The sequence below is a fragment of the Aurantiacibacter marinus genome, from assembly GCF_001021555.1.
Lineage (GTDB): Bacteria > Pseudomonadota > Alphaproteobacteria > Sphingomonadales > Sphingomonadaceae > Alteraurantiacibacter > Alteraurantiacibacter marinus.
This window is the reverse complement of sequence record NZ_LDCP01000003.1, coordinates 41,986-54,812: the sequence shown is the minus strand read 5'-3', so window position 1 is coordinate 54,812 and position 12,827 is coordinate 41,986. Positions and strand designations below refer to the sequence as shown.

At 58.3% G+C, this 12,827-nt stretch carries 13 protein-coding genes; 9 read left to right on the top strand and 4 right to left on the bottom strand.

Features of this window, described 5'->3' with window-relative positions; translation table 11 throughout:
- The first annotated feature begins 141 nt into the window (after window positions 1-141).
- The 4 genes from AB731_RS10285 (at window position 142) to AB731_RS10270 (ending at window position 2,895) form a co-directional block, all read left to right on the top strand.
- The gene (locus tag AB731_RS10285; protein WP_052769039.1) at window positions 142-753 is read left to right on the top strand and encodes a LemA family protein; all 612 of its coding nucleotides are present in this window, start codon (window positions 142-144) and stop codon (window positions 751-753) included.
- Window positions 754-815: 62 nt separating this feature from the next.
- Window positions 816-1,625 carry a TPM domain-containing protein gene (locus AB731_RS10280; protein WP_047094211.1) on the top strand — a complete coding sequence of 270 codons (810 nt, stop codon included), beginning with the start codon at window positions 816-818 and terminating at the stop codon, window positions 1,623-1,625.
- 12 nt (window positions 1,626-1,637) lie between these two features.
- On the top strand, window positions 1,638-2,312 hold the full coding sequence (locus AB731_RS10275; protein ID WP_047094212.1) for a TPM domain-containing protein: 675 nt from the start codon (window positions 1,638-1,640) through the stop codon (window positions 2,310-2,312).
- A gap of 34 nt (window positions 2,313-2,346) precedes the next feature.
- Complete coding sequence (locus tag AB731_RS10270; protein WP_047094213.1) at window positions 2,347-2,895, top strand: NUDIX hydrolase; 549 nt, start codon at window positions 2,347-2,349, stop codon at window positions 2,893-2,895.
- 193 nt (window positions 2,896-3,088) lie between these two features.
- Here the strand turns inward: AB731_RS10270 and AB731_RS10265 are convergent, their stop codons facing one another.
- The 4 genes from AB731_RS10265 to AB731_RS10250 form a co-directional block, all read right to left on the bottom strand.
- Window positions 3,089-3,637, bottom strand: coding sequence for a LuxR C-terminal-related transcriptional regulator (locus AB731_RS10265; protein ID WP_331386699.1), 549 nt, complete (start codon window positions 3,635-3,637; stop codon window positions 3,089-3,091).
- Window positions 3,638-3,825: 188 nt separating this feature from the next.
- Window positions 3,826-5,601: an ATP-binding cassette domain-containing protein gene (locus AB731_RS10260; RefSeq protein ID WP_082126456.1), complete on the bottom strand. Its 1,776-nt coding sequence runs from the start codon at window positions 5,599-5,601 to the stop codon at window positions 3,826-3,828.
- Window positions 5,591-6,058: a lasso peptide biosynthesis B2 protein gene (locus tag AB731_RS13820; RefSeq protein ID WP_162199484.1), complete on the bottom strand. Its 468-nt coding sequence runs from the start codon at window positions 6,056-6,058 to the stop codon at window positions 5,591-5,593. The genes AB731_RS10260 and AB731_RS13820 overlap by 11 nt, the downstream gene beginning before the upstream one ends.
- 16 nt (window positions 6,059-6,074) lie before the next feature.
- A complete protein-coding gene (locus AB731_RS10250; RefSeq protein ID WP_082126454.1) occupies window positions 6,075-7,136 on the bottom strand; it encodes a nucleotidyltransferase family protein in 1,062 nt (353 codons plus the stop codon).
- Window positions 7,137-7,227: 91 nt separating this feature from the next.
- Here AB731_RS10250 and AB731_RS10245 point away from each other — a divergent pair, with 91 nt between their 5' ends.
- From AB731_RS10245 to AB731_RS10225, 5 genes are all read left to right on the top strand, one after another.
- Window positions 7,228-9,198 carry an asparagine synthetase B family protein gene (locus tag AB731_RS10245; protein ID WP_047094216.1) on the top strand — a complete coding sequence of 657 codons (1,971 nt, stop codon included), beginning with the start codon at window positions 7,228-7,230 and terminating at the stop codon, window positions 9,196-9,198.
- A complete protein-coding gene (locus AB731_RS10240) occupies window positions 9,195-10,121 on the top strand; it encodes a hypothetical protein (RefSeq protein WP_047094217.1) in 927 nt (308 codons plus the stop codon). Before AB731_RS10245 ends, AB731_RS10240 begins: the two co-directional genes overlap by 4 nt.
- Window positions 10,114-10,989: a sulfotransferase domain-containing protein gene (locus tag AB731_RS10235; protein ID WP_047094218.1), complete on the top strand. Its 876-nt coding sequence runs from the start codon at window positions 10,114-10,116 to the stop codon at window positions 10,987-10,989. Before AB731_RS10240 ends, AB731_RS10235 begins: the two co-directional genes overlap by 8 nt.
- 21 nt (window positions 10,990-11,010) lie before the next feature.
- Window positions 11,011-11,289, top strand: coding sequence for a PqqD family protein (locus AB731_RS10230; RefSeq protein ID WP_162199485.1), 279 nt, complete (start codon window positions 11,011-11,013; stop codon window positions 11,287-11,289).
- A 300-nt stretch (window positions 11,290-11,589) separates the two neighbouring features.
- Window positions 11,590-12,579 carry an NAD-dependent epimerase/dehydratase family protein gene (locus AB731_RS10225; protein ID WP_162199486.1) on the top strand — a complete coding sequence of 330 codons (990 nt, stop codon included), beginning with the start codon at window positions 11,590-11,592 and terminating at the stop codon, window positions 12,577-12,579.
- Window positions 12,580-12,827 lie beyond the last annotated feature (248 nt).

Sequence of the window (12,827 nt, the reverse complement as noted above, 5' to 3'; positions counted from 1 at the left end):
TGCTACGTAGCTCCCGTTAATAATTTGGAGACGGTGTTACAGAGGCAAATTGGACCCGCAAGTAAAACTGTGTTGCTTGTATCCTGTCCTAGCCGTGCTATATGAACAACACACCTTTCTGGAATTTGGAGGATTTTGCGCATGTTCAGTCGTATGGCCAAGCTGGCCACCCTTGTTGTGGGCAGCCTTGCGCTTGCCGCTTGCGGTATCAACTCGGTGCCAACGGCAGAAGAAGCTGCGAAAGCGCAATGGGGCAATGTCGAATCTGCCATGCAACGCCGCCATGACCTTATCCCGAACCTTGTGGCCGTTGCAGAAGCTGCCGCAGTTTCGGAACGTGACATCCTGACCGGCGTGATCGAGGCGCGTTCGCAGGCAATGGGCGTCAACATCACCACCGATGACCTTTCGAACCCTGAGGAATTTGAACGAATTCGCGCTGCCGAGAACCAGCTGACGCAGGCAATTGGCCAGTTTCGCACCGTGGTTGAGCAATATCCGGCTTTGCAGAGCAATCAGAATTTTCGTGACCTGATGGTGTCGCTCGACGAGTCTGAAAACCTCATCAACACAGAGCGTGTTCGCTACAATGAGGCCGCGCAGAATTACAACACGATCATCCGCACCTTCCCGGACACGATTGGCGCGAACATCATCCACGGCGCGGAGCCGCTGGAATATTTCGACGCCGAGGAAGGCGCGGCAGACGCACCGGATGTTGAATTCAACCAGATCACCGGAGAAGATAGCTGAACGATAGCTCCGCTGTGAGACTCGGTATAATCAGTCCTCTGCGGGCCTTTCTGCTATTCCTGATGGCAATAGGCGCTGCGCTGGCACTTCCCGCTACCGCCCAAACTTACGATTTCCCGCAGCGCCCGGATGGGCCGGTTCTTGACAATGCAGACATGCTGTCCCCAGCCACCGAGGCTGATCTCGATGCGCGCTTGCGAGAGCATAATGCCCGCACCGGGCAGGCGATTATCGTTGCAACGGTGCCCGATCTGGGCGGTGCGATTATCGAGCAATATGCAACCGCGCTGTTTACAGAATGGGGCATAGGCGGGGCAAAGCGCGATACCGGCCTCCTGTTGCTGATTGCACGGGACGACCGCGAAATGCGGATTGAAATCGGTTACGGGCTTCACCCCTATTTCGGCGGCATCATGGCCGGGCGAGTCATCAACGACGTTATTACTCCGCGGTTCAAGTCCGGCGATTTCGATGGCGGTGTGACGCAGGGCGTGGACGCAATCCTGAACCATCTGGCCAACAGCCCGGAAGACGCGATTGCCATCGAGGAGGCCGCGCAGGCGGCCGCAGAAAACGAACGCAGTGAAGGCGGATTCCCGATTGGCACGCTGATCTGGCTGGGCTTCCTGTTCTTCTTCTTCGTGCTTCCCATGCTGAACGGCCGCGGAAGCCGGCGGCGCTATCGCAGCGGCGTTGGCAGCGCAGTGGGTGACATCATCCTTTGGGAAGCTGGCAAGGCAATTGCGCGCGGCGCATCCGGCGGCAGCGGCTGGGGCGGAGGTGGCGGCTTCGGCGGCGGCGGTGGTGGTGGAGGCTTCGGCGGTTTCGGCGGCGGCATGTCCGGCGGCGGCGGCGCCTCCGGTGGCTGGTAGGACAGGCGAACAATGGCATATCTAAATGAAGAACAGCACAAGCTTGTCTCCGATGCTGTGGGCCAGGCAGAGCTGACCACCAGCGGCGAAATCGTGCCTGTCATTGCAGACAGATCGGATGGCTATACCGATGTTATCCTCGTCTGGGCAGCAGCCGCAGCTTTCACCGCGATGAGTGTGTTTGCCGCATTTCCCGAATTCTTCCTGGGCAAGCTGGACTGGATCCTGGGTGGATGGCGCGATGAATGGACCTTTGGCGAAGTCATCGCCTGGGCGGTCGGTCTCGGCCTGATGAAGTTTATCATCGTATGGGCGATCCTCAGCTGGGACCCTTTACGCTTTTTCTTCGTCCCCTCCCCCCTCAAACGCCAACGCGTACACGAACGCGCTGTTCGCCATTTCAAAGTGGGTGCGGAAGGCCGGACACATGGCAAGACCGGCGTGATGCTATACCTCTCAATGCGCGAGCACCGGGCAGAAATCGTAGCCGATGATTCAATAACAGACCTCGTCCCAGCAGAAGTCTGGGGCGAAGCGATGGCCGATATGCTTGCTGAAATCCGCAAGGGGGACGTGGCCGCCGGCATCGCTGCAGGTGTTCGCGATGTGGGCATAGTCCTGTCTGAACATTTCCCGCGCGGCAGCGAAGACGATAACGAATTGCCTGATCGCTTGATTGAAGTCTGACGCTTCGATAGCGCGCCCGGATGAGCAAAACGGCATGAGCAATTCTGACGATCCCTTCGATCTCGCCTCGCCCGAGGAAATCACCTGGCAAGGCAAATGGCTGACCGGCAAGAAGCGTGGCCGCTGGGAATATGTCAGCCGCAAGGGCGGTATCGGCGCCGCCGTTATTCTTGCGATAGAAAATGGTCACATCCTGCTTGTCGAACAATACCGCGTCCCGCTCGGCTGCCGCTGCCTGGAATTGCCCGCCGGCCTGATCGGAGACGATGACGGCGGAGAAAATGACGATCCGTTAAGCGCCGCCAAGCGGGAGCTGGAGGAAGAGACCGGATATCAAGCGGAACATTGGGAAGTGGTCGGCGACTTTTTCTCATCCCCCGGTATGACAGACGAATGCTTCACTCTGCTGAAGGCTACCGGCCTGACCAAGACCGGTCCAGGTGGCGGCGTTGCTGGCGAAGATATCACCGTTCACCGCGTCAGGCTGGCAGATATCGCCGCCACTATTGCCGATTTCCGCAGCGGTGACGTGGCAATCGACACGCGGATGCTGCTGGTGCTGGGCCCGCAGCTGCTGGGCTGATCGCAAAGGCAGTTTTTTCAGGGTGTGGGGCACCGCAACCGGATAGGGTGGGTTGGATCAAGCAAGGCGGGAGGGAATAAGGAAAACAGCCCCGCTTAGCCGGCTACGATGCAATATCTTTATGCGCTGACACATCGCAAGACGAAAGCTGGACCTAAGGATGTACCGTCCGTTTGCCCAAAACTTATGCCGGTCAGATGCCCGCCTCGACTGCCAGGCGGATCATATCCGCACTGCTTTTCGCGCCAAGTTTTTCCATCGCCAGTCCACGATGCATCTTGATGGTTTTTTCCGACAGGCCAAGCTCATAGGCAATCTGCTTGTTGCGCAGACCAGCGGCAACCATCGTCATGACTTCAAGCTGGCGTTTGGACAGTGCCTTGATCTTTTCAGCCGCACGCGCACGGCGGGTGAGCATCGGGCTTTCGGCACCATCTTCCAGTTCGACCTGTGAGCCATGAAAATATTCCAGCTCTCCATCTTCGTCAAAGACAGGTGCGACCACCACTGCGTTGCGGAATGGTGTGCCATTCTTCTTGTAGTTCAGGATTTCGACGAGCACGGCTTTACGCTCTCGCACGCCGTCCCGAATTGCGTCGGTCAGCCAAGGCTCTGTGCCGGGACCGGAAAGAAAACGGCAATTGCGCCCCAGTATTTCCTGCTCGGAATAACCGGTCAGATCGATGAAGGCCTGATTGCAAGCAATAAGCGGATTATCGGGTAAGCGGGGATTGCTTACCACAGATGCGACTGGGCTTGTCGCAATCAGATCCCGGGCTTCCGGGTCCGATGTATAAATACCATCTTCCACAATCTGCTGTTTAGCCGCCAACGAAGGCGAAGGTAAAGCTGTGTTCGTGAGAAGTTGAGGTAATCCGCCGTTTTATCGGCGATTATTCCGGATATCGCCCGAAAAAATCATCTGGCAGGTCAATTCCCGTTCAAAATCCGTGCCTGCCCCTGCGCTACCTCAATGCGCAGATCGGCAAAACCAACAGCATTGAGTGAATGGGAAACCATTAGAATGATGCGCGCACCTATGTCCTGCCGCAGGCGGCCAATGATGCGCCGCTCCAGTTCCGGATCCATGGCGGAAGTTGCTTCGTCCAGCACCAGCAGGCTGGCGGGCCGCACAAGTGCGCGTGCAAGGCACAGCCGCTGGCGCTCCCCACCGGACAGACGCGCGCCGCCATCGAGCAATTCTTCGTCGAGGCCGCCAGGAAGTCTGCGGACGATCTCTGCAGCCTCCGCCTGGTCCAGCGCGTGCCAAAGGGAGGCATCTTCCACTGCCAGATTGGGCCAGAGAAGGTTTTCGCGCACAGTGCCATCAAAGATGAAAGGTTCTTGCGGCGCGAAGGATACCTGCGTCTGCCATGCCCGGCGCTGCCCCGGCTCCAGCATGAAATCGCCGCGCTGCACCGACCCTCTGGCTGGCAAGTGCAGACCGGCAATCAGTTCCACCAGCGATGATTTCCCCGCGCCAGATGGCCCGCCAACATGAACCAGCATGCCAGGAGCGACACGTACATGGTCCATAGCGACCAGCGTCAGGCCCTCCCCCGCCTCGTTCACGACGTCCACCTGCGCATTTTCCAGCACCAGTTCGCCATCTTCTGGTGGCAGGGGATCGCCGGGCAACAATGGCTTATCGTTCCGCCCTTCCTGCGCTGCCTTGAGCTGCGCCTCGGTTTCCCTGATTGATTCAAATGCGGGCAGCGCATGCGCAACCGACTGCAGGCCTCCAAACGTAGAGATGAGACTGGGTGACAGCCGCAGCACGATTGCCGCCATCACCAGCAATTCGCCACCGGTCAAACCGACAAATCCGTATCCGACAAGAAGGACCACCAGCGCGGCCACCGCGCCGATCAATTGCACCGCGTTGCGAAGGGTCGCCTGCTGGGCCACGAATTGCACATTGAGAGCGCGGGTTTCCGCGATGCGTTCGGCAAAGCGTCTGCTCAGTTCGCCTTCGGCGCGTGCGGCCTTGGCGGCTTTCATCCCGTCAAGAAACAGGGTCGTTTCATGCATGATACCGCGATTGGCGAAGTTGAGTTTCGTGCCGAGCCGATGGCTGCGCCGCGTCCACGCGACTGCGAATACCGTGCCGATGCCAACCAGAACCAGCAGCGCAAAGCCCAGAACAAAACTTACTGCAAACGCTGCAACCAGATAGGCAAGCCCCATCGCTATCGTAATCGCACCCTTGGACAACGCCTGCATCGTCATCGCAAGTCGGCCGATGTTCGTGGTCATCGTGTTGAGCAGTTGAGACTTCCGGAACCGTTTGATCACCGGCCAATCGGTATGGGCAAGCAGCGTGAAAAATTGCTGGCGGGTATCGTCCACGAAGCCTTGTGACAGAGCTGCCATCATCACATCGCGTTTCATCAGCACATAGGCGCGTAGGGCAACCAACAGGACAAAGCCCATTCCCATCACAGACAACTGGCCCAGGACAGTCGTGATGCCGACAGAATCGAACCAACCCAGCAATCGTCCCGTCACTCCTGAACGCGCCTCGCTGCCTTCAGCGAAAAGGGTTTCAGCAACTGGCAACAGCAGAACTAGCCCCACTCCCTCCAGAGCCGCGGCGAGTGCTATCACGAACAGTGTGCGGCCCATGCGTGGACCGGCATAGGTCATAATCGCACGCAGCAATTCGCGCATGGCCGATTGTGTTGCCGGTACGGGATCAGGCCGCATTGCCGGTGCTTTCCTGATTGGATCGATCCTGGCCAAACGCCATGAAACCTTCGCGTTCTTCCGCGCCGGTCACGATGTGGTCTCCGACCATCAACCATGCATGGAAAAGCAACCCTTCTTCAGGTTCCCCCCGGCGCGATCCGATCACGATGCGCGACGGCAACCCGCGCCGGCCCATTACCCAGCGGCCAGCCATAGCGCGCGGCAAACAGACAGCCTTGAACAATACGGGGCGATCAGCGATCCGATTGATTATGCGCGCGATATCGGCCGCCTGCTTCGCCTGTGCTGAGGATACCCGGGGGCGCTGCTCCGGCGGCAATTCGCCGCCAATAGGCCCAAGCAAACCGCGCCAGCGACGAAACGCCACAAATCTGATCAGGAAACGCGCCCATGCCAACGAAAGCCATATTTCCAGCCGCAACAGGGCTTTTTTACAAGATCGCGTGAGTGTCATGGTCACAAGCCGCCTATCAGAGCCTTGCCAGAAACCATAATACCGCACGGTCGCGCAATCCCCGCAAGGGTGCGGGATGGCGACCAAAGACGGCTGTATCATGCAATATTCCCGCATGACGCATGGCCCGTTCGGCAAAGCTTGCCTGTTTATCGAGGCCGAGGCGGCGCGATATGGCTGCGAGATGGCCTTGCACCCGTACATCGCCCGGAGAAGTCCGGGTCTCGGCAAGCCACGGCGAGATAATCTCATCACCCCACAGTTCGGAAACCGCCAGCAGGCTGGCAACCAGCGCGGGCTCACAATGAAGTTCACGAGACCGGGCGATGGTCGCACCGCGCACAGCAGGGGAAACCTTCTGCATCAGCATCACCATGTCGCACAGCCATTTGAGGCGTTTCCAGCCGGTCAGCATCCCGTGAACCACAAGATACAGCACATAGTCTGGATCATCGATTGAAACCGTGCCGCCACCAGCCGCGTGAGTGACGACAGGATCGCTCCAACCTTCCGGAGGATAACCGAGCAGGCGCGAGTGCACTTCGATCTCTATTCGCAATTTCGGGTCGACGATGCCGATTTCGCGGTGATGGCGCAGCACCCAGCGCGCCTTGCGCAGGGCGAAATTCCCACTTCTGCCACCAATCCGATACCCGCTTTTCGCAGCAAGGTTCAGCGCATCAAGAACGCGATCTGATGGCAACAGCAGATCGACATCCTTGGACTGGCGCAGCGCAGATTCGCCGTACAATTGCTCCCCTAGCCGCCAGCCCTTGAACTCGGTCCAGCCAATCCCGTTTGCATCCAGCAAATTCCCGAATTTCCGCGCACCGGCCTTTTGGCGCAATTCGCAGCGCGCATTATGTGCAGCCGCCTGTGCCAGATAGGCAATGGTTTCACCGTCCGCATCAGCCCTTCCGCTCCACGCCCGGTGAAGCAATGGTCCGATCCGGTGACGTTCGGAGGCGAAGCGCGCCAGACTTATTTCCGGCGTCACGGCATTCCCGGACTGCGGCAAGCCCAACGCAGGACGAATGGCGTCTGCAAGCTGGCGCAATTGAGGAGGTATAACGAGCATCGGTGCACCTAATCCGGCTTGGCACCTGCCTGCAAGATTTGCCTTCAGCAATCGCTTGTAACATGCATGTCAGACTGCTTTAGGGACCCTCATGTCTGCAATCGGTGCAATTTTCCGTCGGGACGGGTCCATGGTGCCCGCCGACGACATCGACCGTATGACCTCTTCCCTTCGCATTCACGGTCCGCTCAAGCAGGAAAAGCGCCGCTACGATACGATGGCTGCATGCTGGACTCAGGGCGAATATTTCACACCCGAGGATCGATTGGAGCGCCAGCCGATCATTTCCGGGACAGGCGGGTTTCTGTTTTCCGGCCGGCTCGATTACCGCGGCGATCTCGCCCGCGCGCTCAATATTGAACCTGCGCAGGCGAAAACCATGGCCGACAGTGCACTTGCCCATGCCGCATGGCGGGAATGGGGCCGAGATGCATTGCTGCGGATTGAAGGTGCGTGGGCCTTCATCGCCCTGGATCCTGGCAACCAAAGCCTGTTCGCCGCCCGTGCGCCTCTTGCTGCGCCGCCGCTGGTTTATCATGATGCCCCCGGCATGTTCGCCATCGCATCGATGCCAAAGGGATTGTTTGCCCTTCCCGCAATCCCGCGTGAAATGGACGAACAGCACATAGCCGATGCGTTGATCCTGAACTTCGAAGAGGCCGAGAAGACTTATTTTCGCGGCGTAAATGCACTGCGTATCGGCCATTGGATGGAAATCCGGCGCGGCTCTATCCAGTGCCAGCGTTATTATGATCCGACCGATGTGGAGCCAGTGCGTTTCATAAATGACGACGATTATGTGGACGCTCTTGATGCCTTGATGCGCGACGCAATCGAAACTTCCATGCGGGCAGATAAAACGCCAGCGACAACCGTCAGCGCCGGTCTCGATAGCTCGACAGTATCGGTTTATGCACTGGAAGCGCTGGAGCGCGGTGTACATGGCTTTACCGATCCGTTGCTGGGCTTCACCCATGTGCCAGGCAAGGACTGGGATGGTCGCAGTTATGGCAAAACGCGGTTGGGAGACGAATCCGGACCAGTAAAGGCGCTGGCCGCCATGTATCCGCAATTTGATGTGACTTTCGTGCCGTCCGAAGGATTGCCGCTTGATCACAAGCTGGATGAATTTATCCGCATGTGCGAATCGCCGCCTTACGGATGGAACAACATTCATTGGGGCATGGAAATCGCCCGGCTGGTCCGTGAAGCCGGGCGCAGCGTTCTGTTAAGCGGTTCAAGCGGCAATCGCACCATATCGCTCAGCAACCGCTACATCTATCCGGAGCTTCTGCGGCAAGGCCGTTGGCTCGAAATGCACCGGCTGCTGCGCGGACTGCACATCCAGCAAGGTATATTGAAGCGGTATTACCGCTATGTTGCACAGCCCCTGCTTCCGGCCTTCGCCAACAAGGCGATTGCCCGGTTCCGCAACGTGCAGGATCAATCGGGTTGGCAGGGTTTTTCGCCCATTAACGGCGAATATGCTGCAGAAATGCGCGTATCCGAAAGAGCCGAGGAAATGGGTTGGGATGATAGCTATACCGGTTTGAAGAGCACAAGAGATGTGCAGTTGCGGATGACTTCAAATGGCAACATCGAAAAAGGGGCGCTCGCTGCGCAAGGCATGCAAGGCCTCACCGGGGTGCAGGGGCGCGATCCATTAGGCGATCGCCGCCTGACCGAATACTGCTTTGCCATTCCTGCAGACCAATTCATGACACCCGGCACTGATCGCTGGCTCGTTCGCCGCCTGATGAAAGACCGTCTACCTTCCGAAATCGTGGATATGCGGCAACGCGGACGGCAATCGGCGGACTGGCACGCGCGTTTCACCAAGGACATTGACCGTTACCGCGAAGAATTCGAAGCAGCGGCCAGCGATCCCGATATGGCGCGCCGTTTCGACATACCGCGTATCCGCAAGATATTCGAAACATGGCCCGACAAAACGCCTCTCGACGCTGATGACCATCCTGATTACGCGGTGGCTATGGTTGGTATCGGTAGAATGTTCGGTATGTCCCGCTTTATTGACTGGGTTGATGGCAAGAACAAATGATGGATACCCCTTTTACTGTCTCCGCCGACCTCGATCTCGGAACACGCGTTGGATCATACCTGCGCAGTGACAACGCGGATGTGACGATAAGCGAAGGTGAGGTGCCGCAGACGTTGGAAGATGTGACGGATCGCGGCGTATCATTTGAAGTCAACGCGACAGATTTTCTCCTCCATTTGCCCGCCGGGGCAAGCTTTCATGTGTCAGGTGGCAAACATATAAGTTACGCACGCAACGGCGCGTCCGACCGCGATGTCGCGCTGTTCCTGCTTGGCTCTGCCTGGGGCGCATTATGCTATCAACGGGGCCTGCTGCCGCTCCATGCCAGTGCCGTGATGCATGAAGGCAAGGTGCATGCCTTCACCGGTCAATCGGGCGCGGGCAAATCCACTCTGGCGGCCGGTCTTTCCGTTGCCGGGCTGGACTTCTTTACTGACGATGTCCTGATCATCGACCCTGCTGATATCAGGGGTTCAACGGCGCGTTGCTTCGCCGGGCAGAAAGATATGAAATTATGGGAAGATGCGCTGCAACTGACAGGAGTTGAAAGCAGCGGCCGGGTCCGTGATCAGCCTGATTTCAACAAACACTTCGCCCTGCCCGCGACGACGGAAGAAAAGGGCAGCGGTGATCTGGTCAGCCTGACGATCCTGAAGAACGAAAACGTCCGGCGGGACCGCGATCCGATCGAGATTGAAAAGGTTCGCGGAGCGCAGGCCCTGAAACATTTGCGCGAAAGCATTTACCGCATGCGTTTTGGCAGCGCCATCATGGGCCGACAGAAGTTGTTCACCGCCCTTGGCCAGTTGATTGCGGCAGTCCACGTGCAGACCTTTGATCGGTCCATGCTGAAACCGCAGTTCGAAAATTCTTCAGCGGCCATGCGTGACTGGATCAAGGGCTACGGCAAGACTGATGGCTGACCTGGCATCACCGCCTGCGGACGCTGCGCCCGATGGAATTACCTGGCTCGCCTCCTTCCCAAAATCGGGCAACACATGGACCCGTATCCTGCTGTCCAACCTGATTGCCCCGGACGGCGTCGACGATGAACATTTCGCATCCCTGTCAGGATCTATCTCTTCCAACCGGGCCGGCTTTGATACGATTACGGGGTTACCCTCTTCCGACCTGACCGATGACGAGATCGATCTGTTGCGGCCCGCCTGCTATCGTGAGAATGCCAAGCTTGCCCAGCAGCGCTTGTTCGTAAAAGTGCATGATGGTTATCATGATAATGGCAATGGCGATGCCATCTTTCCCGGCGATTGCTCCTTCGGTGCAATCTACCTTGTCCGTCACCCTTTCGACGTCGCGGTTTCATACGCGAACCACCAGGGTCATGATAATTTCGACAAGATCGTCAAACAGATGAACAACCTGGATCACATCATGGCAGGCGGCAGCAAAAATCAGCTGCGCCAGCGGACCCTGGGATGGAGCGGACACTATCTCAGCTGGCACCGGCAGGATGCCATACCCATGCTGACGGTCCGGTACGAAGATATGCTGGCCGATACAGCGGCCTGCCTGAAGCGCATGGCCACCTTCCTGCGCTTGCCCGAGAAAGACGATGATGCGGCCATTGCCCACGCGGTGGCGGAAAGCCAGTTTGAGAAACTGCGTGCGAAGGAAGACCGGTCGGGCTTCCGCGAACGACCCGAAAAAACGGAACGTTTCTTTCGCGCAGGCCGCGCTGGTGACGGTTGGGAAATGCTGAACAACGAACAGCGAGAAGCACTCTGCAATGCCAATCGCGATGTAATGGAAGAATTGGGCTATACGCCGTAAACGGCCGAGGGGATGACTAGCGTGAATATCGAAACCAAAAGCAAGATCACCAAGACAGACGATTGCGTGGAAACTGTTGTCGATGAAGAGCTTGTGCTGATGAATATAGTCAGCGGCGTATTTTACAGTCTGAAAGATACCGGCCGGCGCGCATGGGAGCTGTTAGAAGGCGAGCAAACATTCGGCGCGCTGGTTGATGCGATGTGCAGCGAATATGACGTCGCCGAACAAACTTGCCGGACAGAACTCGCCAAGCTGATTGGCGACCTCGAGGAACGGAGCCTGGTTCAGGTGGGCTGACCACTGGGGCCAGCCCGGCCCGTTTCAGTCACGTTTCAGTCGCGTTTGAGTGGTCCCACCAAGCACAACGGTTTTGACCGTTTCGGTGCTGCCAATACTCTCCAGCGGGCTGCCGCATAGGATCACCAGATCCGTCAGTTTGCCCCGTTTTCTAACACCGGTCAGCACTTCACGCGCGACTTCATCGTCGCGGGATATCTCTATGGTGCGATCGAAGCTAAGATGGACGTGTTCGGGATCTTCAAGCCGGCTGCCAAGGCCTTGCCCGGTGTTATTGACAGTCCGATGGAGGATACAGGAATGACCCTTGGCCCGATTCTGATCACTGGCGCGACCGGAGGCCTTGGCACAGCCCTGCGTGCGGAGGCCAGTGCGCGCGGTGCCCATATCCGCGCAACCAGCCGCTCTGTGCATTCGGCACCGGACGCGCAATTTGTTTCGATCGACCTCGCAAGCGAGCAGTCCGATCTCGGTGCACTGATGGAAGGCCGCGAAACCGTAATTCATTCCGCGGCCCTGTCGGACAGTTGGGGCGATTCCGCCGCTTTTGAATCCATCAATGTCGAGGCGACACGCCGCCTGCTTTGCGCTGCTCGGGAAGAAGGAGTCAGGCGGTTTGTGTTCATTTCTTCGCCATCAATTTTTGCCCGTCTGGAAGATCAGGTGGGCATTGATGAGGCATCTCAGCCCGCGTTTCCTCCATTAAATCATTATGCCCGGACCAAACTGGCGGCAGAGCGGTTGGTGCTGGCTGCTGGCGATGCGCAGATGGCAACCTGCGCGATCAGGCCGCGTGCGCTTGTTGGCGAAGGCGACCGGGTAATCCTGCCCCGTCTCATAGAAATCGCCCGGCGCCGCCGCGTCCCGCTGCCTCGAGGTGGCCGTGCGCTTATCGAATTGACCGATCTGCGGGATGCAGCATGGGCGATTTGCGAAGCGGCGGAGCGGTGCGTGGTGATCAATGGCAAAGCGATCAATATCTCCGGCGGACGGCCGATTGCTGTTCGCGATCTGACGCAATCCGTCGCCGACATCCTGGGTACGTCGCCCAAGCTGGTGGATCTGCCCGCCGCGCCTGCCCATCTGCTTGCGACGGTGCTGGAAAAGGGCGCGCGCCTGCTTGGCACAAAGGAGCCGCCGCTCACTCTCTATACCCTCTCGACGATGGGTTATTCGCAGACCTTCGATCTCGGGCCCGCATACCGTTTGCTTGGCTACACGCCGCAATACGATGCAACTCAGACCATCCTGGACGAGGTGCGCAAATCGATTGGAAAGGCACCGCGGTGAAGCGCGTGGGCTTCGGCTGGATGGCGGGCAGGCCCATAATCCGGACCGCATGCCTTGCGCAGTGCGAACCAGCGCAAGTTTGCCCAGCGGCGTATCATCGGGGAAGAGGCGTGCTTCAATGCCGCTGGGGCTCGCGGAGAGTTGATCGCGTGCTCCACCTATCGCTCGGATTGGCACCTGTCCGGAGGGGCGGCCTGTCGCTGACACGGTGGAATGCGGGTATCATATTTGGCGTTTTGACCAGCCGG